The 23,679-nt window shown below is 71.1% G+C and carries 20 protein-coding genes; 13 read left to right on the plus strand and 7 right to left on the minus strand.

All coding sequences use genetic code 11. The annotated features are described in order from the left end of the window. Positions 1-33 precede the first annotated feature (33 nt). Both K8625_RS22235 and K8625_RS22240 read right to left on the minus strand, forming a co-directional pair. Positions 34-786 carry an enoyl-CoA hydratase gene (locus K8625_RS22235; protein WP_223750409.1) on the minus strand — a complete coding sequence of 251 codons (753 nt, stop codon included), beginning with the start codon at positions 784-786 and terminating at the stop codon, positions 34-36. Positions 787-875: 89 nt separating this feature from the next. After that, positions 876-1,781, minus strand: a complete 906-nt coding sequence (locus K8625_RS22240; RefSeq protein WP_223750408.1) for a ribose-phosphate pyrophosphokinase — start codon at positions 1,779-1,781, stop codon at positions 876-878. Between the two features lie 136 nt (positions 1,782-1,917). Between K8625_RS22240 and K8625_RS22245 the strand changes: the two genes are divergently transcribed. From K8625_RS22245 to orn, 3 genes are all read left to right on the plus strand, one after another. Continuing rightward, positions 1,918-2,604, plus strand: coding sequence for a phosphoribosyltransferase (locus K8625_RS22245; protein WP_223750407.1), 687 nt, complete (start codon positions 1,918-1,920; stop codon positions 2,602-2,604). Between the two features lie 54 nt (positions 2,605-2,658). Continuing rightward, positions 2,659-3,351, plus strand: a complete 693-nt coding sequence (locus tag K8625_RS22250) for a dienelactone hydrolase family protein (RefSeq protein WP_223783824.1) — start codon at positions 2,659-2,661, stop codon at positions 3,349-3,351. A gap of 119 nt (positions 3,352-3,470) precedes the next feature. Next, on the plus strand, positions 3,471-4,022 hold the full coding sequence (orn, locus tag K8625_RS22255) for an oligoribonuclease (RefSeq protein ID WP_046716931.1): 552 nt from the start codon (positions 3,471-3,473) through the stop codon (positions 4,020-4,022). 21 nt (positions 4,023-4,043) lie between these two features. Here the strand turns inward: orn and K8625_RS22260 are convergent, their stop codons facing one another. Beyond that, complete coding sequence (locus tag K8625_RS22260) at positions 4,044-4,439, minus strand: response regulator (RefSeq protein WP_223750405.1); 396 nt, start codon at positions 4,437-4,439, stop codon at positions 4,044-4,046. A gap of 163 nt (positions 4,440-4,602) precedes the next feature. Next, entirely contained in the window at positions 4,603-6,147 is a 1,545-nt protein-coding gene (locus K8625_RS22265; protein WP_141330564.1) for an AMP-binding protein, read from the minus strand. Positions 6,148-6,446: 299 nt separating this feature from the next. On the opposite strand from K8625_RS22265, the gene K8625_RS22270 reads away from it, so the two are divergent. Genes K8625_RS22270 through K8625_RS22300 form a run of 7 tightly spaced genes read left to right on the plus strand, consistent with a single transcriptional unit; the run spans position 6,447 to position 16,875 of the window. Further along, positions 6,447-7,691, plus strand: coding sequence for an efflux RND transporter periplasmic adaptor subunit (locus K8625_RS22270; protein ID WP_223750404.1), 1,245 nt, complete (start codon positions 6,447-6,449; stop codon positions 7,689-7,691). Further along, positions 7,688-8,455: an ABC transporter ATP-binding protein gene (locus K8625_RS22275; protein ID WP_223750403.1), complete on the plus strand. Its 768-nt coding sequence runs from the start codon at positions 7,688-7,690 to the stop codon at positions 8,453-8,455. Before K8625_RS22270 ends, K8625_RS22275 begins: the two co-directional genes overlap by 4 nt. A gap of 39 nt (positions 8,456-8,494) precedes the next feature. Continuing rightward, positions 8,495-10,912, plus strand: coding sequence for an ABC transporter permease (locus K8625_RS22280; RefSeq protein ID WP_223783825.1), 2,418 nt, complete (start codon positions 8,495-8,497; stop codon positions 10,910-10,912). A 20-nt stretch (positions 10,913-10,932) separates the two neighbouring features. Then, the gene (locus K8625_RS22285) at positions 10,933-11,610 is read left to right on the plus strand and encodes an ABC transporter ATP-binding protein (RefSeq protein ID WP_223783826.1); all 678 of its coding nucleotides are present in this window, start codon (positions 10,933-10,935) and stop codon (positions 11,608-11,610) included. Between the two features lie 19 nt (positions 11,611-11,629). After that, complete coding sequence (locus tag K8625_RS22290; RefSeq protein WP_223783827.1) at positions 11,630-14,035, plus strand: ABC transporter permease; 2,406 nt, start codon at positions 11,630-11,632, stop codon at positions 14,033-14,035. A 33-nt stretch (positions 14,036-14,068) separates the two neighbouring features. Next, positions 14,069-15,520: a sigma-54 dependent transcriptional regulator gene (locus K8625_RS22295; RefSeq protein WP_223750399.1), complete on the plus strand. Its 1,452-nt coding sequence runs from the start codon at positions 14,069-14,071 to the stop codon at positions 15,518-15,520. Next, on the plus strand, positions 15,517-16,875 hold the full coding sequence (locus K8625_RS22300; protein WP_223783828.1) for an ATP-binding protein: 1,359 nt from the start codon (positions 15,517-15,519) through the stop codon (positions 16,873-16,875). Before K8625_RS22295 ends, K8625_RS22300 begins: the two co-directional genes overlap by 4 nt. Positions 16,876-16,882: 7 nt before the next feature. Here K8625_RS22300 and K8625_RS22305 read toward each other — a convergent pair whose 3' ends face one another. The 3 genes from K8625_RS22305 to K8625_RS22315 form a co-directional block, all read right to left on the minus strand. Next, entirely contained in the window at positions 16,883-17,323 is a 441-nt protein-coding gene (locus K8625_RS22305; protein WP_223783829.1) for a VOC family protein, read from the minus strand. A 773-nt stretch (positions 17,324-18,096) separates the two neighbouring features. Then, entirely contained in the window at positions 18,097-18,369 is a 273-nt protein-coding gene (locus K8625_RS22310) for a hypothetical protein (RefSeq protein ID WP_223750396.1), read from the minus strand. Between the two features lie 129 nt (positions 18,370-18,498). After that, a complete protein-coding gene (locus tag K8625_RS22315) occupies positions 18,499-19,023 on the minus strand; it encodes a hypothetical protein (protein WP_223783830.1) in 525 nt (174 codons plus the stop codon). Between the two features lie 587 nt (positions 19,024-19,610). Between K8625_RS22315 and K8625_RS22320 the strand changes: the two genes are divergently transcribed. From K8625_RS22320 to K8625_RS22330, 3 genes are all read left to right on the plus strand, one after another. Further along, positions 19,611-20,186, plus strand: a complete 576-nt coding sequence (locus K8625_RS22320; protein WP_223783831.1) for an imm11 family protein — start codon at positions 19,611-19,613, stop codon at positions 20,184-20,186. 117 nt (positions 20,187-20,303) lie between these two features. Continuing rightward, positions 20,304-22,877: a glycoside hydrolase family 15 protein gene (locus tag K8625_RS22325; protein ID WP_223783832.1), complete on the plus strand. Its 2,574-nt coding sequence runs from the start codon at positions 20,304-20,306 to the stop codon at positions 22,875-22,877. A gap of 68 nt (positions 22,878-22,945) precedes the next feature. Further along, positions 22,946-23,641: a hypothetical protein gene (locus K8625_RS22330; protein WP_223783833.1), complete on the plus strand. Its 696-nt coding sequence runs from the start codon at positions 22,946-22,948 to the stop codon at positions 23,639-23,641. Positions 23,642-23,679 lie beyond the last annotated feature (38 nt).

A 23,679-nucleotide genomic window follows, 5' to 3' on the forward strand; every position in this document is an offset into this window, starting at 1 on the left:
AGGGCCTTCGTGGCTCTCCGGGCGGTCCGCGGGCTACTTCCGGCCGCGCGACATGAACGCCATGAAGGCCTCCTGGGCCTCCGTGGAGCCCAGGCGCTCGATGAACTTCGCGCCCTCGCGCGCGAGCGTGGCGTGGGTCTGCTCGCGCAGCGGGCCGCGAATCAGCTCCTTCGTCACGCGCACGGCCTCGGCGGGGCGGGAGGCCAGGGTGCGGGCGCGCTCGGTGGCGACCTCGTGGAGGCTCGCGTCGGGGACGACCTTGTTGATGATGCCGGCGCGCAGCGCGGTGGCCGCGTCGAAGGGCTCGCCGAACAGGAGCAGCTCGCTGGCCAGCGCGTAGCCGGCCATGCGCGGCAACAGCAGGCTGCTGGCGCCCTCGGCGCACAGGCCCAGCTGCACGAAGGGCATGTGGAAGCGCGCGCGCTCGGTGGCGATGACGTAGTCACAGTGCAGCAGCATGGTGGTGCCGATGCCCACCGCCGGGCCGTCCACCGCCGCGAGCACGGGCTTGGGCGCGTCCACCAGCGCCTTGAGGAAGAGGAACACGGCGCTGTCCTCGCCCGCGGGCGGGTGCTCCATGAAGTCGCCGATGTCGTTGCCCGCGGTGAAGACGGTGCCGGCGCCGATGAGCAGCACCACGCGGACCTCGTCGTCCGTCGCCGCCTGCTGGAGCGCGGCGGTGGCCGCCTCGTACATCGCATGCGTGAAGGCGTTCTTCTTCTCGGGTCGGTTGAAGGTGAGGGTGAGGACCCCCGCTTCCCGCTTCGTCAGCAACGTGTCGGACATGGCGCCGGAGCCTAGACCGACTCGCGCCGGGGCGCGGGCGGAACTTGCGGCCCACCCCGCGTGTGCTCCGTCTCCCTACGCGAAGCGGCTCAGGGCCGCAGCGCGCGGGCCACCAGCGGCGCGAGCGTCACCACCCTGTGCTCGATGGGCAGCCCCGAGCGCGGCTCCACGCTGTCGGTGGAGACCAGCTGCCCCAGGGGCAGCGTGCGCAGGCGCTCCACCGCCGGGCCCACGAGCAGCGCGTGCGTCGTCACCACCGTGAGGTCGTCCGCGCAGCCCGCGTCGCGCAGCGTGCCCGCGGCCGCCACCAGCGTGCCGCCGGTGGACACCATGTCGTCGACCAGGATGGGGCGCTTGCCCCGCACCTCGCCCATGAGGCCGCTGGCGTGCACCTGGTCCCCGCTCAGCCGCACCTTGTGAATCACCGCCCAGGGGCGCCCGAGCAGCCGCGCCAGCGCCTCCGCGCGCTTCACCGCGCCCAGGTCCGGCGCCACCACCACGGACGTGTCGCTCACCCTGGGCAAGAGCGCGTCCGCGAGCAGCGGCAGCGCGGTGAGGTGCTCCAGGGGCGAGTCGAAGCACCCCTCCAGCGCGGGGCTGTGCAGGTCCACCACCAGCACCCGCGCGAAGCGGCCCTGGGACAGCATGTCCGCCACCAGCCGGCCACCCAGGGGCTCGCCGGGCCGGGCGCGCCGGTCCTGTCGCGCGTAGCCCAGGTAGGGCACCACCGCCTCCAGCCGCGCCGCGCCGGCCCGCCAGCACGCGTCCGCCATCAGGAGCAGCTCCAGCAGGTGCTCCCCCGCGGGCGGCGTCAGCGACTGCACCAGCACCACCGTGCGGCCCCGCACCGAGGCGGGCACCTCCAGGTGCATCTCCCCATCCGGGAAGCGCTCGAAGTGACAGTCGGCGAGGGGCACGCCCAGGGCCAGGGCGAGCTCCCGCCCGAGGTGCGGACTGGCGGTGCCGGTGAGGAGGAGGGGGTCCATGGGCCGCACCCTAGCGCGCCCGGTGCCCCGGAGCGCGGGCCCCCGCCGTCCGCCCCGGGCACATGCCTCCAGGCGGGCCGTGGGTCGCCCCTCCGGCGCAAGCAGGCCGGGCCGTGCTTTTCCTTGGGAGCAAGGAGGATGACGCATGCGCTTTCGCGACAGGGCCGATGCCGGACGCAGGCTGGCGGCCACGCTCTTGCCCTACCGGGGCTCCAACGTGCGCGTGTTGGGGCTGGCCCGGGGCGGCGTCCGGGTGGCGTACGAGGTGGCCCGCGCGTTGGAGGTCCCCCTGGACATCTGGGTCTCGCGGCGACTGAGCATCCCCGGCCGGGTGATGACGCTGGGCGCGGTCTCCGAGAACGGCGCCCGGTTCCTGCTCTCGGATTCCCTGCGCCTTATGCCCATGCCCCGCGCGGAGGTCGACGCCCTGGTGTCCGACGAGGCGGCCGAGGTGGAGGCGCAGGTGCGGCGCCTGCGCGGGCGGGCCCAACCGGAGCTGGGCGGCTGCACGGTCATCCTGGTGGATGACGGCGTGCTGACGGGCGCCACGGCCGCCGCCGCGCTCGTCGCCTTGCGACAGTTGCACCCGGCGCGCCTGGTGATGGCCACGCCCGTGGCGTCGCCGCGAGGGCTGGAGGTGGTGCGCGCGGAGGCGGACCAGGTGTCGTGCGTGGAGACGGAGCCGGGCCTGCGCACCGTGGCCGAGGCGTACGACGACTTCCGCGCGTTCCCGGACGTGGAGCTGCAGAGCCTGGTGGAGCGCTCGCGCCAGCCGCCGTGGCGCTCGCGCTCGGTGCTGGAGTCCGCGGACCCGGGCGGCTCCTGGATGTGAGTCGTGAGCCGTGACGCGTTCTGGAGTCCCCCGCAATCCAAGAGGTCCGCCGCGATGACGACCGAGGTCAGCCTGGATGTGGACGTTCGCGAGGTGAGGGTCCGCTCCGGCCACGCGGAGCTGGGAGGCAGCCTGGGGGTTCCGCCCGGCGCGCGCGGGCTGGTGGTCTTCGCGCACGGCAGCGGCAGCAGCCGGTTCAGCCCGCGCAACGTCGCCGTCGCGCGCGGCCTGCGCGAGGCGGGGCTGGGCACGCTGCTGTTCGACCTGCTCACCGAGGACGAGGAGGCGATGGACCTGGGCACCGGCGAGCTGCGCTTCGACATCCCGTTCCTCGCGCGGCGGCTCATCGCGGTGACGCGCTGGGCGCGGGCGCGGCCGGAGCTCGCGGGGCTGGGCCTGGGCTACTTCGGCTCCAGCACGGGCGCGGCGGCGGCGCTGCTGGCGGCGGCGCTGCATCCCGGGGACGTCCAGGCGGTGGTGTCGCGCGGCGGCAGGCCCGAGCTGGCCGGGCCCGCGCTCGGGCGGGTGCGCGCGCCCACGCTCCTTCTGGTGGGGAGCCTGGACGTGGACGTGCTCGAGCTGAACCAGGAGGCGTTCGACGAGCTGCTCTGCGCCAAGTCCCTGGTCGTCATCCCCGGCGCCACGCACCTGTTCGAGGAGCCCGGCGCGCTGGGGGACGTGGCGCGCCGCGCGGCCGACTGGTTCTCCCGCCACCTGGACGCCCCCGGGTTCGCCGCGCGCGAGTGAGGTCGTCCTGGGGACTCGCGGTGCGACGGCGCGCGGACGGGCCGTGGACCGTCGGGGGCTCGCGCCGGAGCCAAGCTTTGGCGCACCGCCCGGACGCGCGGGCTGCTATAGGCAGGTGCATGCCCTCGCGTGAACCACGCTTCGTCTGGTTGGACCTGGAGATGACCGGGTTGGACCCCGAGTCCTGCGCCATCATCGAGATTGGCGTCATCATCACCGGCCCCGACCTGCGCCCGCTCGCGGAAATCGAGCGGGTCATCTGGCAGCCGGAGGAGGTGCTCCTGCGCATGGAGCCCGTCGTGCGCGAGATGCACACGCGCAACGGCCTCCTGGAGAAGGTGCGCGCCTCCAGCACCTCGCTGCGCGTGGCCGAGCGCGAGGTGACGGCGCTGGTGGCCGAGCACTGCCCGCTGGGCGAGGGCGTGCTGGCCGGCAACTCCATCCACACCGACCGCCGCTTCCTGTTCCAGTACATGCCCCTGCTCGAGCGCTACCTGCACTACCGCATGGTGGACGTCACGAGCCTCAAGGTCCTCACGCGCGCCTGGTACCCGAACCTCGTCGAGCCGCGCAAGCCGCCCTCCGGGCACACCGCGCTCGCGGACCTGCGCTCGAGCATCAACGAGCTCCAGTACTACCGGGACACGCTCTTCCGCGCGACGCCGGGCTGAGCGGCGTCACGCTCGAGGGCCTCAGCCCTGGGAGCCCTCGCCGCTCCCGGGCACGGGCCCGTTGGGGCCGCCCAAGAGCTCGCTGATGGTGTCCAGCAGCAGGTCCAGCTCGAAGGGCTTGGCCAGGAACCTCGCGCTGGAGCGCCGCTCCTCGTCGGAGATGCGCCCGGCGCTCATGACGACGACGGGGATGGTCTTCAGGGCGGGGTCGTCGCGCATGCGGCGCAGCATCTCCCGCCCGTCCATCACCGGCATCATCAGGTCCAGCAGCACCAGGTCCGGCTTGATGTCCGCCATCCGCTGGAGCCCCTCCGCGCCGTTGAAGGCGGTGAGGATGCCGTAGCCCTCCACGGAGAGGATGTCCTGGAGCGCCTCGACGATGGCCAGCTCGTCATCGACGATGAGCAGCCGCTTCATCGAAGCCCTTCCTCCCTTCGCCAGGCGCCCTCGGCGCGCTCATGGGCCGCATCTCGCCAGACGTCATTCCACCCGCGCGCCCCTGGGCGCAAAGCTAGGGGAAAGTCCGGCGCAAGCCACGCATTTGCGTGAGGTGTGTTCGGAATATTGCGCTCGAGGTGGCTCACCGCAGGCGCGCTCGCAGCAGGTGTTTCTGCACCTTGCCCAGCGCGTTTCGCGGCAGGGAGTCCATGAAGACGACGCGGCGGGGCTTCTTGAAGCTGGCCAGCCGGTCCTTGCACCACTCCACCAGCGCCTGGGCCTCCGGGGCGTGCACGCCCGGCGGGGGCACCACCACGGCGACCACCTGCTCGCCGTAGTCCGCGTCCGGCAGGCCCAGCACCGCCACCTCGGCCACGCCCGGGTGGGTGGCGAGCACCTCCTCCACCTCGCGCGGGTACACGTTGAAGCCCCCGCAGATGATGAGCTCGCGCGCCCGCCCGGTGATGCGCAGGTAGCCGTCCGCGTCGAGCTCGCCCAGGTCCCCGGTGTGGAACCACCCCTCCGAGTCGAACGACTCGCTCGTCGCGTCCGGACGCCGCCAGTAGCCGGCGAAGACGTGGGGGCCGCGGACCTCGATTTCCCCCGTCTCGCCCTGGGGCAGCGGGCGGCGGGTGCGCACGTCCACCACGCGGGCCTCCTGGCCGGGGAAGGGGAAGCCCACCGTGCCGGGGCGGCGCTCGCCGTCGTACGGGTTGGTGGTGTTCATGATGGTTTCCGTCATGCCGTAGCGCTCGAGGATGCGCGCGCCGAAGTCGTGCTCGATGTCATGGAACAGCTGGGGGCTCAGGGGCGCCGAGCCGGAGACCCAGAGCCTCAGCTCCCGGGGCTTCACGCCCGTGCGTCGCGACTCCTCCAGCAATCGTCCATACATGGTGGGCACACCAAAGAACATCGTCAGCGACGTGTCATCGCGCAACGTCGCCAGCGCGTCGGTGGCCACGAAGCGCCGGTGCAGCTCCAGGCTCGCGCCCGTGTACAGCGTGCCGTGCAGGCCCACCATCAAGCCGTGCGTGTGGAACAACGGCAGGGTGTGCAGCAGCCGGTCCGCCGCCGTCCACCGCCACGCCTCGGTGACGGCCTTGACGTTGGCCAGCAGGTTCCTGTGCAGCAGCATGGCGCCCTTGGAGCGCCCCGTGGTGCCGGACGTGTAGCCCAGCACCGCCAGGTCCTCGGGCCGCGGCAGCGCCAGCGCCAGCGTGGACTGGCTCCCCTCGGTGACGAGCGTGTCGAAGTCGATGACCTCCAGCGACGCGGGCGGCGTCACCGTGGGCGCCTCCACCGTCACCAGCCACTGCAGCGTGGGCAGCTGCTCGCGCAGCGGCGCCAGCTCCGCCACGCCCGCCGCGCCGGTGACACACGTGTGCACCTCCGCGTCCGCCAGGATGTGGGCCAGCTCCACCTGGCGATACGCCGTGTTCACCAGCACCACCACGCCCCCCGCGTACTGCACGCCCAGGTAGGCGACGATGAAGCTCGGGCTGTTCTCCAGGAAGAGCGCCACGCGCTCGCCCGGTTGCAGGCCGCGCTGGCGAAGTCCCCGGGCGAGCGCCGCGACGCGCGCGGCCAGCTCTCCGTAGGAGGTCGACTCACGCTCGAACGTGAGCAGCGGCCGTGCTGGCGCGCCGTGGGCGTGGTCCAGGAAGGCCTCGAGCAGGGACGAAGTCATTCGCACCGCAGCCTACTGCCGTGGCTTCGTCTGGGAACAAGCTGTGAGTCAATTTTGACGCTCTAGAATGGTATTAACTGCATAGTCTGCAATTCTAGTCGACGCTGACCTCACCCGGGAGACGGGGAGTGTTTGCCGGGCCGGACCGCACGCGCATCCGGGTCGCGCGGTTGTTCGCTTCTGGGACATCACTTCGCGGAAGCGGGCACGGCCTGGGGCGAGGGGGGCCCTGCCTCCAACGATTCTGTGGGGTTGGTGCGCGAGGAGGTGTTGGCACGCGGCTCGCTCTAGGGCCTGGCGTGGACATTCCCAAAGCCAAGAAGCCTCGCCGCAAGCCCTGGGTCTTCGCCATCGGAGGCGCGCTCGCCCTCATCCTCGTCACGGTGGGGCTGGGCCGGCTGCGCCCCGCGGCGCCGTCGGTGGACCGGGCCTCGGTGTGGTTGGACACGGTGAAGCGCGGCCCCATGGTGCGCCAGGTGAAGGGCGCGGGCACGCTGGTGCCCGAGTACATCCGCTGGCTGACGGCGGACACGGCGGGGCGCGTGGAGCGCATCCACGTGCGGCCCGGCGCCGAGGTGAAGGCGGACACGCTCCTGATGGAGCTGTCCAACCCGGACGTGCAGCTGCAGATGCTGGAGGCCGAGCGGCAGCTGGCGAGCGCGGAGGCCGAGTACATCCAGCTGCGGATGACGCTGGAGACGCAGCGGCTGGCGCAGGAGGCGACGGTGGAGACGCTCACCGCGGAGTCCTCGGACGCCGCGCGCCGGGCGTCGGCGAACACGGCGCTGGCCCAGAAGGACCTCATCCCCGCGCTCGAGGCGCGGCAGCAGGGGGAGAAGGCGGGCGAGCTGACGCGCCGGCTGGAGTTGGAGCGCAAGAAGCTGACCGTGGTCGCCGCGAGCATGAAGGACCAGCTGGCCGCGCAGGCCGGACAGGTGGAGCGATTGAAAGCGGTCGCGCGCTTCCGTCGTACCCAGGTGGACTCGATGAAGGTGGTCGCCGGGGAGGATGGCGTGCTGCAGGAGCTGCCGTTGGAGCTGGGCCAGTGGGTGACGCCGGGCGTGCTGCTGGCGAAGGTGGTGAAGCCCGAGCGGCTCAAGGCGGAGCTGAGAATCGCCGAGACGCAGGCGCGCGACATCGTCCAGGGCCAGAAGGCGCTGGTGGACACGCGCAACGGCGTCGTCGAGGGCACGGTGGCGCGCGTGGCGCCGGCGGCCAGCCAGGGCACGGTGCGGGTGGAGGTGTCCCTGCCGGCCCAGCTGCCCCGGGGCGCGCGGCCGGACCTCACGGTGGAGGGCACGGTGGAGCTGGAGCGGCTGGCCAACGTGCTGTCGGTGGGGCGCCCGGCGGGCGCGCAGCCCAACGGGACGATGTCGCTCTTCCGTTTGATGCCGGGAAGCGACGAGGCCGTGCGGGTGCCGGTGCAGCTGGGCCGGGGCTCGGTGAATGCCGTGGAGGTGCTCCAGGGCCTCGCGGAAGGTGACCAGGTGGTGCTTTCGGACATGGCCGCGTGGGACGCGGTGGAGCGGGTGAGATTGCGATGACGACGACGACGAGCAGTGTGGAGACCCCCGCTTCCGAGGACGCGGCGGTGCTCTCCGGTGGACCCAAGGCGGACCCGAGCAAGGCCCTCATCACGCTGGAGGGGCTGACGAAGGTGTTCGAGACGGAGGAGGTGGAGACGCACGCGCTCTCCAACATCCACCTCAACATCCGCCAGGGTGAGTGGGTGGCCATCGTCGGCCCGTCGGGCTCGGGCAAGTCGACGCTGCTGGCGGTGCTGGGGTTGCTCGACACGACGACGCGCGGCACGTACCTGCTGGACGGCAAGAGCGTGCTGGACTTGTCCGCCACGGACCGCGCGCTGGTGCGCAACCGGCACATCGGCTTCATCTTCCAGAGCTTCAACCTCATCGGTGATTTGACGGTGTTCGAGAACGTGGAGCTGCCCCTGACATACCGGGGCATGCCCGCCGCCGAGCGCAAGCAGCGGGTGGAGCGCGCGCTGGAGAAGGTGGGCATGGCGCACCGCGCGCGGCACATGCCGGGGCAGCTCTCGGGTGGTCAGCAGCAGCGCGTGGCCGTGGCGCGCGCGGTGGCGGGAGACCCGCTCATCCTGCTGGCCGACGAGCCCACGGGCAACCTCGACTCGAAGAACGGCGAGGCGGTGATGCAGTTGCTCTCCGAGCTGCACAAGGCGGGCGCCACCATCTGCATGGTGACGCACGACCCCGCGCACGCGCGCACCGCCACGCGCACGGTGAGCCTCTTCGACGGCCGCATCGTGCAGGACGAGCAGCGCCGCTGACCGTCCGTCGTCCCCTTCGACACGCGGACTCCCCCACGCATGGAAAACCTTCTACAGGATGTCCGCCTGGCGCTGCGCTCGCTGCGCAAGAGCCCCGGCTTCACGCTGGTGGCGGTGCTGGCGCTGGCGCTGGGCATCGGCGCGAACAGCGCGGTCTTCAGCGTGGTGAACGGCGTGCTGCTGGTGCCGCCGCCCTTCGCGGCGCCGGACCGGCTGATGGACGTGTCGAACGACTTCGCCCGCGCGGGGCGCAAGGGGCTGACGTCCTCGGTGGCGGAGTACCAGGACGCCGCGAGGCTGCCCGTCGTCTTCTCCTCGGTGGCGGCGTACACGGATGACAGCGTGACGCTGACGGGCGTGGACACTCCGCAATCGCTGGTGATGGTGGAGGCCACCGCCTCCTTCCTGCCCACGCTCGGCGTGGCGCCCATGCTGGGCCGCAACTTCACCGAGGCGGAACAGACGCAGGGCAATGACCGGGTGGTGGTGCTCACGCACCAGACGTGGCGCGCGCACTTCTCCGAGGACCCGAGCGTGCTGGGACGCACGCTCCAGCTGAACGGAGAGCCGTACACCGTCATCGGCGTGCTGCCGCACGGGGTGGCGTTCCCGGCGGGCTCGCAGCTGTACAAGCCCTTCGCGCCCTCGGCGGAGCTGGCGTCCGAGGACAAGCGCGACACGCGGTTCCTGGAGGTCATGGCCCGGCTGAAGCCCGGCGTGACGCTGGAGGCGGCGCGCGAGGACCTGGAGCGGGTGTCGCGGCAGCTCGCCCAGGAGCATCCGAAGTACGCGCAGGGCCAGCGCACCATCGCCCTGAAGTCGCTGGAGGACGAGGTGGTGGGCGAGGTGCGCGGGACGCTGTGGCTCTTGCTGGGCGCGGTGGGCTTCGTGCTGCTGGTGGCGTGCGGCAGCGTGGCGAACCTGCTGCTGGCCCGAGCCGCGGCGCGCGAGCGCGAGGTGTCCATCCGCGCGGCGCTGGGCGCGAACCGCGCGCGCCTGGTGGCGCAGTTCCTCACCGAGAGCCTGTTGCTGTCGCTCCTGGGCGGGGCGCTGGGGCTGCTCTTCGCGCTGTGGGGCACGGACGTGCTGCTCGCCTTCGTGGGAGACGCGTTGCCGCGCGCGACCGAGGTGCGGCTGGAGGTGCGCTCGGTGCTGTTCACCGGTGGGGTGAGCCTGTTGTCGGGACTGGTGTTCGGGCTGGTGCCGGCGCTGCAGGCGAGCCGCGCGGACCTGAACGCGGCGATGCGCGAGGGCTCGCGCGGCACGGCGGGCGGGCGCTCCGGGAAGCTGCGCTCCGGGTTGGTGGTGGGGCAGGTGGCCTTCGCGCTGGTGCTGCTGGTGGGCGCGGGGTTGTTCGGCCGGAGCCTGCTGGCGCTGCTGTCGGTGGACCCCGGCTTCCGGCCCGAGGGCGTGCTCACCGCGCGGCTGACGCTGCCGGAGAACCGCTACGCGACGACGGAGCAGCAGGGCGCCTTCCAGCGCGAGCTCCTGACGCGCCTCCAGGCCCTGCCCGGCGTGGAGTCCGCGGGGCTCACCAACCTGCTGCCCCTGGGCCGCTCGGTGACGTTCGGCTTCGACATCGACGGGCGCACGAAGGGCCCCGACGAGGTGTGGCCCGCGGTTCAGCTGCGCACCGTGAGCCCGGACTACCTCTCCACGCTGGGCATGCGGCTGCGCGAGGGGCGGCTGCTCGAGGCGACGGACGTCCCGGGCACGGCGTGGGCGGTGGTCATCAACAAGACCTTCGCGGACGCGTACTGGCCCCAGGGCAACGCGCTGGGGCAGCGGCTGAAGTTGAGGTACCCGAAGGCCGAGTGGGCCACGGTGGTGGGCATCGTCGAGGACGCGCGCGAGTGGGCCTTGGACAAGCCGGTGGTGCCCATGGCGTATTACTCGCTGCCGCAGCTGGGCGGCTCGCACCTGGCGCTCGCCGTGCGGACGAAGGCCGGGGCCCCGGAGGCGCTGCGCGCGGGCATCGCCGCCGAGCTGCGCCAGGTGGACGCGGACGTGCCGCTGTTCGGCGTGGCGCCGCTGACGCGGCTGGTGGACGAGTCCATCGGCGCGCGGCGACTGTCGGCGCTGCTCATGGGCCTGTTCGGCGGCACCGCGCTGCTCTTGGCGGCGCTGGGCCTCGCGGGCGTCATCGGCTACTCGGTGGCGCAGCGCACGCGGGAGCTGGGCATCCGCATGGCGCTGGGCGCGGCGCGCTCGGACGTGCTGTGGCTGGTGCTGCGCCAGGGCCTGAGCCTCGCGGGGCTGGGGGTGGTGCTGGGCCTGGGGTTGTCGCTGGGCCTCGCGCACCTCTTGCGCTCGCTGCTGTACGGCGTGGCGGCGTACGACGCGTGGACCTTCGCGGGCGTCGCGGCGCTGCTGGGCGCGGTGGCGCTGGCGGCGACGTGGCTGCCGGCGCGCCGGGCCACGCGCGTGGACCCCATCATCTCCTTGCGCTCCGAGTGAGCACGAAAGAAGCACGCACCATGTCCTCTCCCCTCATCTCCCTGCGCCAGGTCGAGAAGTCCTATCCCCTGGCGGGCGGCCGCACCTGGGTGCTGCGCAACATCGATTTGGACATCCAGGCCGGCGAGTTCGTCACGCTGATGGGCCCCTCCGGCGCGGGCAAGTCCACGCTGTTGTCCGTGCTGGGCATGCTCGACGCCGAGTGGAAGGGCGAGTACGTCCTGGACGGCCAGGCCGTGCACGCGATGAAGCCCAAGGAGCGCGGGGAGCTGTCCCGCCGCACCATCGGCTTCGTGTTCCAGCAGTACCACCTGCTCGACAACCTCACGGTGGCCGAGAACCTGGAGGTGCCGCTGTCCTACCGCAACCTCAAGCGCGGCGAGCGCGAGGCGCTGGTGGGCGACATGCTCGACCGCTTCCAGCTGGTGGGGAAGAAGGACCTGTTCCCCTCGCAGCTCTCCGGCGGTCAGCAGCAGCTGGTGGGCATCGCCCGCGCGCTCATCGCCACGCCCAAGGTCCTGTTGGCGGACGAGCCCACGGGCAACCTCCACTCGGCGCAGGCGAAGCACATCATGGAGGTGTTCCAGACGCTCAACCAGCAGGGCACCACCATCATCCAGGTGACGCACTCGGAGGCCAACGCGGCCTACGGCCACCGCATCATCCAGCTCGCTGACGGCTGGCTCCAGAAGTCCTGAGAGTTTCGCGAGGAACGCCATGCTGAGCGACCTGTCGATGGACGTGAAGTACGCCCTGCGGACGATGCGCCAGTCGCCCGTCTTCACGGTGGCGGCGGTGCTGGTGTTGATGCTGGGCATCGGCGTGACGACGGCGCTGTTCAGCGTCGTGGACGCGGTGCTGCTGCGCCCCCTGTCGTTCCCGGAGCCGGAGCGACTGGTGGTGCTGTCCAACGCGCGGCCCGGGAAGTCCCTGGCGCGCTACAGTCTGCCCAACTACGAGGACGTCGCGCGGCGCTCCACGCAGCTGCGCTCGATGACCGCGTACGGCCAACGGCTGATGAACCTCACCGGCCAGGGTGACGCCGAGCAGCTGCGCGGCGCGGTGGTGGTGGGGGACTTCTTCGGGGCCTTCGGTACGAAGCCGATGCTGGGCAGGACCTTCGCGCCCGAGGAGCGCGCCGCGCCGCTGACCGTCATCTCGTACGCGCGCTGGCTGAAGGAGGGCGGCGGCGCGGGCGTGCTGGGCCGCACGCTGACGCTGGGCGGTCAGCCCTACACGGTGATTGGGGTGATGCCGCCGTCCTTCGACGCGCCCTCCCTCACCACCGAGGTCTGGGTGCCCTTCGACAGCCTGCCGGGCGCGGCCACGTCGGATGAGCGCACGCAGCGGGGCTTCCGCTCCTTCGCCGTCGCGGCGAGGCTGGCCCAGGGCGCGACGCTCGAGTCGGCCCGGCACGAGCTGGAGGGCCTGCGCGAGGAGCTGCTCGCGCGGGACGACACCACCCTGGGGTTGCGGGTGGTCCGCTACGACGAGCACCTCACCCAGGGCGTCAGCCTGCTGCTGTGGGTGCTGCTGGGCGCGGTGTCCCTGGTGCTGCTGCTGGCGGCGGCCAACGTGGCGCACCTGCAGCTCGCGCGGGCGGCGGCGCGGCAGCGGGAGATGGGCATCCGCGTGGCGCTGGGCGCCGGGCGTGGCCGGCTGATGCGTCAGCTCCTCACGGAGAGCGTGCTGCTGGCGCTGATGGGCGGGGTGGGCGGCGTGCTGCTGGCGCTGTGGATCACCGATGTGTTGATGGCGCTGGGCGCCGACAAGCTGCCCCGCTCGGGCGAGGTGGTGGTGCATGGCCGCGTGCTCGTCTTCGCGCTGGCGGTGACGCTGACCACGGGCGTGGGCGTGGGGCTGGTGCCGGCGCTCCAGCGCACGCAGCTGTCGCCGGCGACGGTGCTGGGGCGCGGAGCGACGGAGACGTCCCGCGGGCGCGCGCACGCGGCGCTGGTGGTGGCGGAGGTGGCGCTCGCGCTGATGCTCGTCACCTCGGCGGGGTTGATGCTCAAGAGCTTCTGGCGGATGTACCAGTCGGACCCGGGTCTGGACCCGGCGGGCGTCTTCGTGGCCCGGCTGGCGCTGCCGCAGGGCCGCTATGACACGCCGGAGCGGACGGAGGCCTTCCATCGGGAGCTGACGGCGCGGCTCTCCGCGCGTCCGGAGGTCGCTGGCGTGGGCGTGGGCGAGAGCCTTCCGGCGGGGGGCTCCATCTCGCGCTCGGGTTACTGGAAGGAGGGCTCCGAGGATCCACCCGTGCGTCCCGACGCGCTCATCAACGCCGCCACGCCGGGCTTCCTGGAGGCGCTGCGCGTGCCGCTGCGGGCGGGGCGGCTCCTGACGGAGGCGGACGGAGCGAAGGCGCCCCGGGTCGCGGTGGTGAGCGAGCGCTTCGCGCGCGAGGTCTTCCCGGACCAGGACCCGATTGGCCGCCGCATCTCCTTCGGAGGTGACGACGAGCAGGGCAACCCGCTGTGGACGACGGTGGTGGGCGTGGTGGCGGACGTGGCGTACGCGGGGGTGGAGACGGGGCACGAGCCCACCGCGTACGTCCCCATGGCGCAGGAGCCGACGACGGACGGGCAGCTCGCGGTGCGGGCGGCGCCGGGCCTGGACCCGAGGACGCTGGAGTCGGTGGTGCGCGAGGAGCTGCGCGCGGTGGACTCCTCGGTGGCGCTGGCGCGCGCGAGCACGCTGGAGGAGCGGCTGGCGATGGACTTGGGACAGCCGCGCTTCCGGGCGGTGCTGCTGGGGGCCTTCGGCGTGCTGGCGCTGGTGCTCGCGGCGGTGGGCATCTACGGCGTGATGTCGTACTCGGTGGCGCAGCGCTCGCACGAGATGGGGGTGCGGCTGGCGCTGGGCGCGCGCGGCGTGGATGTGCTGTGGCTGGTGGTGGGGCAGGCGCTGCGGCGGGTGGGGCTGGGGTTGGGCCTGGGCCTGCTGGGCGCGCTGGCGGCCCATCGCATCATGGAAGGGCTGCTGTATGGCATGGGCGCGCTGGATGTTCCGGTGTTGGCGGGCGTGGCGCTGTTGCTCCTGGGTACCGCCTGGCTGGCGAGCTGGCTTCCGGCTCGCAGGGCGGCGAGCGTGGACCCCGCGTCGGTGCTTCGTCGCGGCTGAGTCCCTTCCTTTCTGGCACTCTCTTTCTCCTGGATGACCTCCGTGTCCGAATCACTCTCCGTTTCCGTTCCCACCCCCGTCCCTGCGTCGCCGGCCCTGGTGGCCGCCGCGAGGCCCTCGCGCATCCTCATCGCGGACGACCAGGCCGACGTGCTGGAGGCCCTGCGCCTGCTGCTCAAGCGTGACGGACACACCGTCGTCACCGCGCAGTCGCCCGCGGGAGCGCTCGCCACGCTGGAGGCCGAGGACGTGGACCTGGTCCTGATGGACCTGAACTACGCGCGCGACACCACGTCCGGCAAGGAGGGCATGGACCTGCTCGGCCGCATCCGCGCACAGGACGCGTCGCTGCCGGTGGTGGTGATGACGGCGTGGAGCAGCGTGGAGGGCGCGGTGGAGGCCATGCGTGGCGGCGCGCGCGACTACGTGCAGAAGCCGTGGGACAACACGCGGCTGCTCGCCACGCTGCGCACGCAGCTGGAGCTGAGCCGCGCGCTCAAGCGCAGCCGCCGGCTGGAGGAGGAGAACCAGCACCTGCGCCGGGGACAGGGCGGGCTGCCGAACCTGGTCTCCGAGTCGCGCGCGATGATGCCGGTGCGCCGCATGATTGAGCGCGTGGCCCCGTCGGCCGCCAACGTGCTGGTGACGGGTGAGCACGGCACGGGGAAGGAGGTGGTGGCCAGGCTGCTGCACGCGTCCTCCACGCGCGCGGACCGGGCCTTCGTGGCGGTGAACTCCGGTGGGCTGTCGGAGGGCGTCTTCGAGAGCGAGCTGTTCGGCCACGTGAAGGGCGCCTTCACGGACGCGAAGACGGACCGCATCGGCTGCTTCGAGCTGGCGGACGGCGGCACGCTGTTCCTGGACGAAATCGGGAACATGCCGCTGTCGCAGCAGGCGAAGCTGTTGCGCGTGCTGCAGACGGGGGAGCTGCACCCGGTGGGCTCGTCGAAGACGCGGCGGGTGGACGTGCGCGTGGTGAGCGCGACGAACGTGGACCTGCCCAAGGCGGTGGCCGAGGGCCGCTTCCGCGAGGACCTGCTGTACCGCCTCAACACGGTGGAGGTGCCGCTGCCGGCCCTGCGTGAGCGGCGCGAGGACATCCCGCTGCTGGCGGCGCACTTCCTGGCCGAGCACGGCAAGCGTTACGGGCGCCATGACGTGCGGATGTCGGCGGGGGCGCTGGAGGCGCTCTTGTCCTATCCGTGGCCGGGCAACGTGCGCGAGCTGGAGCACGCGGTGGAGCGCTCGCTGTTGATGGCGGTGGGCAACGAGGTGACGGCGGAGGATTTGCTGCTGCGCCGGGCGGGGCGTGAGGGGTTGTCGCGGCTGGAGGAGATGACGCTGGAGGAGGTGGAGCGCTACCTCATCGAGCGGGCGCTGGCGCGGCACGAGGGCAACGTGAGCGAGGCGGCGAAGGGGCTGGGCCTGTCGCGCAGCGCGCTGTACCGTCGGCTCCAGTACTACGGCATCAAGGGAGCAAGGTGAGGCGCGAGCGCGGGCCCTGGCCACATGACCTGCAGGTGCTGGCCCTGACGTGGCTGGCGGGACTGCCGGGCGGGGTGGCGTCGCTCGCGCTGGTGTGGACGGGAGACTTCTCGTCGAAGGTCCGCTGGACGCTCACCACGCTGGTGGTGGGCATCTTCCTGGGCGTGGGGCTCCTGGTGCGCGAGCGGGTGATGCGGCCGCTGCACGCGGTGGCGAACCTGTTGGCCGCGCTGCGCGAGGGCGACTACTCGACGCGCGGGCGGGGGGCTCGGGCGGGTGACGCGCTGGGCGAGGTGCTGCTGGAGGTGAACGCGCTGGGCGACACCTTGCGCGAGCAGCGACTGGGGGCGCTGGAGGCGGGGGCGCTGCTCGAGCAGGTGATGGAGGAGATCGACGTCACGGTGCTTGCGTTCGACGTGGCGGGGACGCTGCGGCTGGTGAACCGGGCGGGTGAGAAGCTGTTGGGCCAGTCGCGCTCGCAGTTGATGGGGAAGGGCGCGGGCTCGGTGGGGCTGGCGGACCTCTTGGAAGGGCCGGCGCCACGCAGGCTGTCGCGCATCTTCGCGGAGGAGGGCGGGCCGTACGAGCTGCGGCGCGGGGCGTTCCGTCAGGGGGGACTGCCGCATCACCTGGTGGTGATCGCCGATTTGCGACTGGCGTTGCGCGAGCAGGAGCGCGAGGCGTGGCGCCGGCTGGTACGTGTGTTGAGCCATGAAATCAACAACTCGCTGGCGCCCATCCAGTCCATCGCGGAGGCGCTGCGGGACACGCTGGTGATGGAGCCCAGGCCGTCGGATTGGGAGGACGACGCGAAGAGTGGACTGGGAATCGTGGCGAGGCGCTCGGAGGCGCTGGCGCGGTTCATGTCCGCGTATGCGCGGCTGGCGAGGCTGCCGCCGCCGGTGTTGCGAGGCGTGGAGGTGGATGGGTGGGTGCGGCGCGTGGCGGCGCTGGAGCACCGCAAGCCCGTGGCGGTGCGGACGGGGCCGTCGTTGGTGGTGCGGGGGGACTCGGACCAGCTGGAGCAGTTGCTCATCAACCTGGTGCGCAACGCGGTGGACGCGGTGCTGGCGGAGCCGCGCGGTGGCGACGTCTGGGTGTCGTGGGCGGTGTTGTCGCCGGGGGCGGTGGAGGTCTGGGTGGAGGATGAGGGCCCGGGGCTGGCGGACACGGGGAACCTGTTCGTGCCGTTCTTCACGACGAAGCCGCAGGGCAGCGGCATCGGCCTGGCGCTGAGTCAGCAGATTGCCGAGGCGCACGGTGGCACGCTGCGCCTGGAGAACCGTCCGGAGGGACGTGGGTGCCGGGCGCGGCTGAGGCTCCCGCTGGAGGGGCGCGCGGCGATGGTGGGGTGAAGGTGCTTCAGCGGAGCTCCTCGGCCAGGGCGACGATGATGCCCGAGGGGCCTCGGAGGTAGCAGAGCAGGTAGCGGTCCTGGTAGCGGGCGACCTCGCCGACGAGCTCGGCGCCGTGTTTGCGCAGGCGGGTGACGACGTCGTGGATGTCGTCGACGGCGAACATGATGCGACGCAGGCCCATGATGTTGGCGGGAGCGTTCTTCGGCTCGCCGTGGGTCGCGGCCGGGTGGTGGAACTTCGTCAGCTCCAGGCGGGTGGGGCCATTCGGGGTCCGCATCATCGCGATGTCGACCTGGACGTTCTCGAGTCCGACGCAGCGGTCGACCCAGTCACCGGCGACGGGCATCTCGCCCTCGAGCTCCAGGCCCAGCTCGGTGAAGAAGGCGATGGCCGCCGGGAGGTCCTCGACGACGATGCCGATGTTGTCCAAGCGCTTGACGGTCATGTGTTCGTGCCTGGGGGTGAAGGGGGCCGGCGGACAGCATCGCTCAGTGGGGCCAGGTACACGGCATGAAGATGCGTGTGAGTCGTTGCCCGGTGGGGCGTTCGAGCAACTGCAAAGGCAAGCGCCGTGAGCGGGTGGGTCCCAGGGGACACGATTGTCAGGCTGGCACGCCTGCCCGAGGATGGGGGTGGCTCGAACATCCCTGGCTCGCACAGCTCCACGAAACGGGAGGGCTGCCATGAAGTGCTTCAAGTGGTGGGTTTTGGCCTGTGCTGTCGGTCTGGTGATGGGATGTGGAGGCGCGTCGACCGAGGTCGCTGTCGAGGGCGAGGTGCTGGAGTCGTCCTCGCAAGAGCTCGCGGTCTGTACCGCGCTCTGTTCCTCGGGCTCGGTCAGTTGTCCGACGGGGACCTCGACGTGCACGACGACGGACTACCAGGGCGTGACGTGCGACGGGGTCTTCATGCCGTGCCCCTCCTCGCCGCCTGGGTGTATTGACGATACGCCCTGCAAGTTCGTGCACCGGACGGAGTGCGGAGAGGAGACGAGGAGGCGGTGCTGCTATCCGGTCGATATTCCTGGAAGCTGCGTCTGCTTGGGGCGATGGCAGTGCGATCCGGATTGGCCGTAGCGGGTTGGCCTGTAAGTGATTGAGTCGGGCACCTCGAGTGAGCGATTCGAGTGTTCGCCCGGGGTGTCTTTCATGGGCGGGACTGTTCTTCCGGTCGCTGGCTCGCCGCGCGAGAAGCCACGCGGCGAGGAACGGGCGACGCTCAGAAACCGCAGCAGGTGATGTACTGGTCCTGGCACAAAGCGCGGCACGCGGTGTCGCCGTTGCAGCCGGCGACACAGGCGACCCGGGCCGGGCCGCAGTACGAGGGGCACGCGGCCGTGGGGCCCGGAGGCACCAGCTCCTGCGCGGTGTGCGCGGCGACACAGACCTGCTCGCTGGCATCCAGGTTCGTCACCTCGGCACCGCTCGTGGCGACGACGCCCATCAGGCCCACCAGCATCACCACCGCGGACATGAACATCTTGTTCAGCATGGGGCTACCTCCAGGTTGTGTGGAACCGCGCCTGCGCTGCCTCACGTGAGCCCGAGGGACTCACGCGTGACTGGCGTTGCGTGCATTCCAGCACAGAGCCCTGCCCTGGAGGGACGGGTGTCCGGAGACTCAGGCCACCTGGGCGCCGGTGTCGGGCGGGGCGTCGTAGGTGGGGGTGAGGTCGACCACGTTCACGGTGACCAGGTGGTAGACGATGACGTTGCTCACCCAGAAGAACATGGCCGCGTAGTGCACGTAGATGAGCGGCGAGCCCGGCCACACCTGGAGGGGGTGGTCGAACATGTTGGCGGCCATGTAGCCACCGAACCACTCGCCCATGAAGCAGGCCACGGCGCCGATGCCCACGCGCGTCCAGACCTTCACGCGGCGCGGGTAGAACCAGAAGTAGTGCAGGGTCCACAAGAGGCCCACGCACCCGGCCCACAGAATCATGCTGCCGAAGGAGAACCAGTGGTACGGCGACTCCGGGTAGTGCCACCCCCAGTCGCCGTTCATCCATCGCCAGGCCACGTTCTGGGACAGCTCCATGAACCAGAACAGCGGTGCCACGTAGAGCACCTGCGTCATGAGGACCCTGAGGAAGCAGCTCAGCGTCTTCCAGAGTCTCACCGTGGACCCGTCGAGCGAAATCATGCCTTTGTCCCCCCCGTGTCTCGGCCTGGTTGACCGAGGGCCGTGCACTTCACAGAACGCAAGAAGTCGCATGTCTTGAGACGAACGTGGGCGACAACCCGTTGTCTCCTGACGCCAAGCCGGTGCGCGCGGATGCCACGATGCACGGCGTGCCCTGTGTCACGCGCGCGTGAAACCCGAGGGGACGCGGGGGCTTACGGTGTCTCGATGGGAAAGGCGCCGTGCGTCAGAAGCCGCGGCTCAATGCCGTGAACGGCCACGGACCTGCAGTAAGCGCGGAGCAGGGCTGTAGCTCGTGATCGAGTGTCCGCGCCGTGGCGGTTCCGAGGATGGTTGCGCCAGCGCTGCCCGGCTGTCTGCGCGCACTGCCTTGTCGTCAGTGTGGATTGCCCGACAGTTCATCCACTGCTCATGGGCCACGAGTTGGAGAGCCCCAGGAGTGGTAGCACCCCAAATGCACGGTCGGCATGGACCAGGAGCGCTGCCGAGCTCGCTGGCGGAGCAACTTGCCAGGAGCGCATGGAGCCTCATGGGTGACGGGTCCGAGTTGAGAGGTCTCTTCGTGCAGAGCGCTCAAGAGTAGGGACATGGCACAGCGCTACTTCGACCTGAGCATGGACGAATACGTCAAGGGGCGGTGGTACCTCGACGACCCGACGTCAGTGACAGGTCAGGCGTTGGAGGATGTCTGGATGTTCTCGGATGGGCGGCCCATCGCGCCACAGGCGCAGCTGAGAGTGCCCATCTCTCGTCCAGGAATACCGCTCGATATCGAGTTTGCCGGAACAGGGTTGGCACCTGTCGTGAGCGGGCGTGTGGCGTCCATCTTCCGCGAGATGGCACCAGACGATGTGCAGTTGTTCCCGGTGGAGGTCGAAGGAGAGTCGAGCCCCTATTTCATTTTGGATGTCGCTCGGACCATTCGCTGTATCGATGATGCAGCTTGCCGTGAGGTGCAGCTCTACACCGCGGACGACAAGCTGCATGCGGACCGGGTGGGCGAGTACCGGTCGGTCATCGGTCTGCGAATCGACCCAGCGAAGGTCGTGAATGCGCGCGTGTTCCGACCCTGGGGATGGCCTGCGGCCCTGATCGTCGACGAGGAACTCAAGGACGCGCTGGAGGCGAACGGTATCTCGGGAGGACGGTTCGACGAGGTCTGAGCTGCCTGGCAACTCGTCGCCGGAGCGGAGCTCCGTCACGGGTCCACGGGCACCCGTGACACAGGGAAGCGACGTACCCGGTTGGCCTGGGGCGGGAAGCACTCCAGAATCGGCGGCATGAAGCGTCTCTCCCACCTGTGTCGCGCCCCCGCCCGGGCCTTGACCCTCCTCCTCGCCCCCCTGCTGTGTGGCCTCGCCATCGAGGCTCGCGCCGAGGTAGCGGTCCAGCGCACCTTCACCAAGCTCGCCTCCTCCAACGGCCACGGCGCCGTGATGCTCGACCTGGAGCAGAAGAAGGTCTCCCACTTCCGCGAGCACCTCTTCGCCACCGAGGAGCCCGTCATCGACGGTGTGGGCAACGACGTCTTCGTCCGCGGCCAGCCCCAGGTCGTCCACGCGCGCGATGTCCTCTTCGACGCGTTCTTCGGCCTGCGCTCCGGCGGCTCCCAGCGCTGGCTGAGCGCCCAGGACGTGGACCTGGACGCGAGCGGCTACGCCCCCTGGGCCTCCGGTGAGAACGGCGGCACGGGCCTCGCGCGCATGGTCCAGCGCGTGGGTACGCTCGAAGTCACCACCTACGTCTTCGCTCCCCAGTCCGTCCCCCACGCCGCCTTCGTCATGGCCCTGCGCGTGCGCAACACCGGCACCGCGCCCTCCACCGGCGTCAGCGTCTTCTCCCTCCAGAACTTCCACCTGGGCTACGGCCGCCCCGGCGTCATGTCCGACATCGACGAGAACGGCGAGACGGTGGAACTGAGCGGCAACGACTTCGTCGAGAAGGGCTTCGCCGGCGTCGTCGTGGGCCGCCCCCTGGGCGCCGTGGCTCGCAAGGCCGCGTGGATCTCCACCGCCACGGGGGCCGCCAATGGCTACAACGTGGTGCAGAGCGGCGGCGGCCAGGACCTGCAGGACTTCACCGCGCAGCCCTCGGCCGCCAAGGGCTGGGCCACCGCCTACCAGTTCAACCTGGGTGACATCGCCGCCGGCGCGGAGAAGTGGGCCGGCGTCGCCTTCGCGCACTTCGGCAACCCCGAGGGCTCCGCCACCGCGCGCCAGTGGCTGTCCGACTACGTGGGCACCTCCGACGCCAAGGCCCTGGTCGACGCCGAGGTCGCCCGCTGGGCCTCCTTCCAGACCGACACCGTGAAGGTCCCCTCCGGCCTGTCCGACAACGAGGAGACCCTGCTGCGCCACTCCGCCGTCGTGATGCACATGGCCCAGGTCCGCTCCAGCGAGGCCTGGCTGCGCGAGTTCCTCTCCCGCGACGGCGAGCCCCGCGCGACGCGCTTCAAGGCCCCCAATGGCTCACCGGCCACGCTGCCCGGCCTGGTGAAGCACGCGGGCAAGGGCGCGGTGCTCGCGAGCCTCCCGCCCGGACAGTGGACCTACGCATGGATTCGCGACGGCGCCTACGCGGCCGCCGCCATGGCCACGCTGGGCATGAACACGGACGCGCGCGAGGCGCTGTCCTACTACCTCAACGCGGACAGCGGCCGGTTCCAGAACTGGCGCGAGCTGCAGCCGTACTCCATGCCGCCCTACATCATCACGCTCACGCGCTACCACGGCTTCGGCGTGGAGGAGACGGACTTCAACGAGGCGGGACCGAACATCGAGTTCGACGGCTTCGGCCTGTTCCTCTGGGCGCTGCGCCACTACGAGCGCACCACCGGAGACGTCACCCTCGTCGACCAGACGTGGCCCACCGTGTCCACGAAGGTGGGTGACGCGCTGGTGGCGCTCATCGACCCGCAGACGGGGCTCATCCGCGCGGACTCGTCCATCTGGGAGACACACTGGAACGGACGGCAGCGCTCGTGGACGTACACGAGCCTCACCGCGGCGCGCGGCCTGTGTGACGCGGCGGCGCTCGCCGAGCGCGTCGGTGACACCGAGCGCGCCACGCGCTACCGCAACGCCGGTGAGTCCATCCGCCGCGCGATGGCGGAGAAGCTGACGGACCACAACTTCGCGCTCGGCTCCAACCTGGAGGAGGTGCGCTCGGGTCGCGGCTACTGGGACGCGGCGGTGCTGGACGCGTTCGCGTTCGAGCTGTTCGACCCGGCGGGGAAGATTGCTCGCGAGACGATTCGCGGACTGGACCTGCGCCTGTCCTCTCCGGCGGGCGCGGGCTGGTCGCGCAACGATGACCGCTATGACCACACGGGCGGCGCGGACCTGAGCCCCTGGGGCGGCGAGTACGACAGCGCGGAGTGGGTCATCGTGAGCCTGCGCGGCGCCATGGCGAAGCGGATGGCCGGAGACCCGGAGCGCGCGGAGCGGGTGCTCAAGTGGGTGACGGACCAGTCGCTGAAGAACTACCTCGCGGTGTCCGAGACGTATGACGAGCTCAATGGCACCTACAAGTACAACTCCCCCATGGTGGGCTTCGGCGCGGGGGCGTATGCGCTCGCGCTGGCGCACCGCGCGGAGGGCACGGCCGACCCGGCGTGCGGCGCGTACCTGGACGAGAGCACCATCACCAAGACGCCCGACGCGGGCCCTGGCATGCCCGACGCCGGCCCGGGGACGCCCGATGCGGGCAACCCCGGCCAGCCCGACTCGGGTTCGTCCGAGGAGCCCCAGGTGACGGGGGGCGGCTGCAGCGCCACGGGCCCCGGCGCGATGGCGCTGTGGCTGATGCTCTCGCTCGCCGGTGTCACCGCGCTCACGCGCCGTCGGCGGGCCTGAGGCTCGCGTCAGTGCGCGCTCCATTCCGCGCGGATGGAGCGCGGCGAACCCCCCATCAGGGAGCCGCCATGAAGCGCCTGAAGAACCACTACGCCTGTTGGGGTCTGTTCCACGATTGGGATGATGCGCGCGCCGACTTCCAGCGGCGAGCCGTGCTCGAGATTCGTGCAGGCAAGCCGTCGGTGCTCGCTCCGCTCCCGCCCGAGAAGCTCGCCGAGCAGCCTGAGGCGTTGGTGGTGATGATGAATCCGGGCTCATCGGCGCCGAAGCCAGGCTTCGGTTCGCGCGAGCATGCGGGGCTCCTGGTGCCCACCAAACCCGACGCGGTCCAGTACCGGATCATGCGTGTCATGGAGGCCGTCGGCATGACCCATGTGCGGGTCGTGAACCTGTCCGATGTTCGCGCGGCCAAGAGCGCCGACCTGTTCGCGCTCATCAGCAAGGGCGCGACCCAGGCGGACCTGGGGTGCGTATTCGCAGAGGCGAATGCGGCGATTGGCACCGACGTGCTGGGCGCGCCGCTCGTCATCTGCGCATGGGGCTTGGACAAGCGGCTCGCGTCGCTCGCAGTCGAAGCGCAAGCCTGGGTCGACGCCCAAGGTGTCGCGACCGCGGGTTGTCGCAGCGACGAGGAGACGGACTTCCCCGCGTGGCGTTATCCGAAGCCGGTTCGCAACTGGGCACTGGCGCGGGCATGGCTGGAGAGCGTGACGGAGCAAGTCTCGGCGCTGTACGCGTCCACGCCGACTTCCGCTCAATCCTGACGACTTCCTCGCCGAGCCTCGTCGGGTTCGGCGAGGCG

Source organism: Myxococcus sp. AS-1-15 (assembly GCF_020037055.1).
Classification (GTDB): domain Bacteria; phylum Myxococcota; class Myxococcia; order Myxococcales; family Myxococcaceae; genus Myxococcus; species Myxococcus fulvus.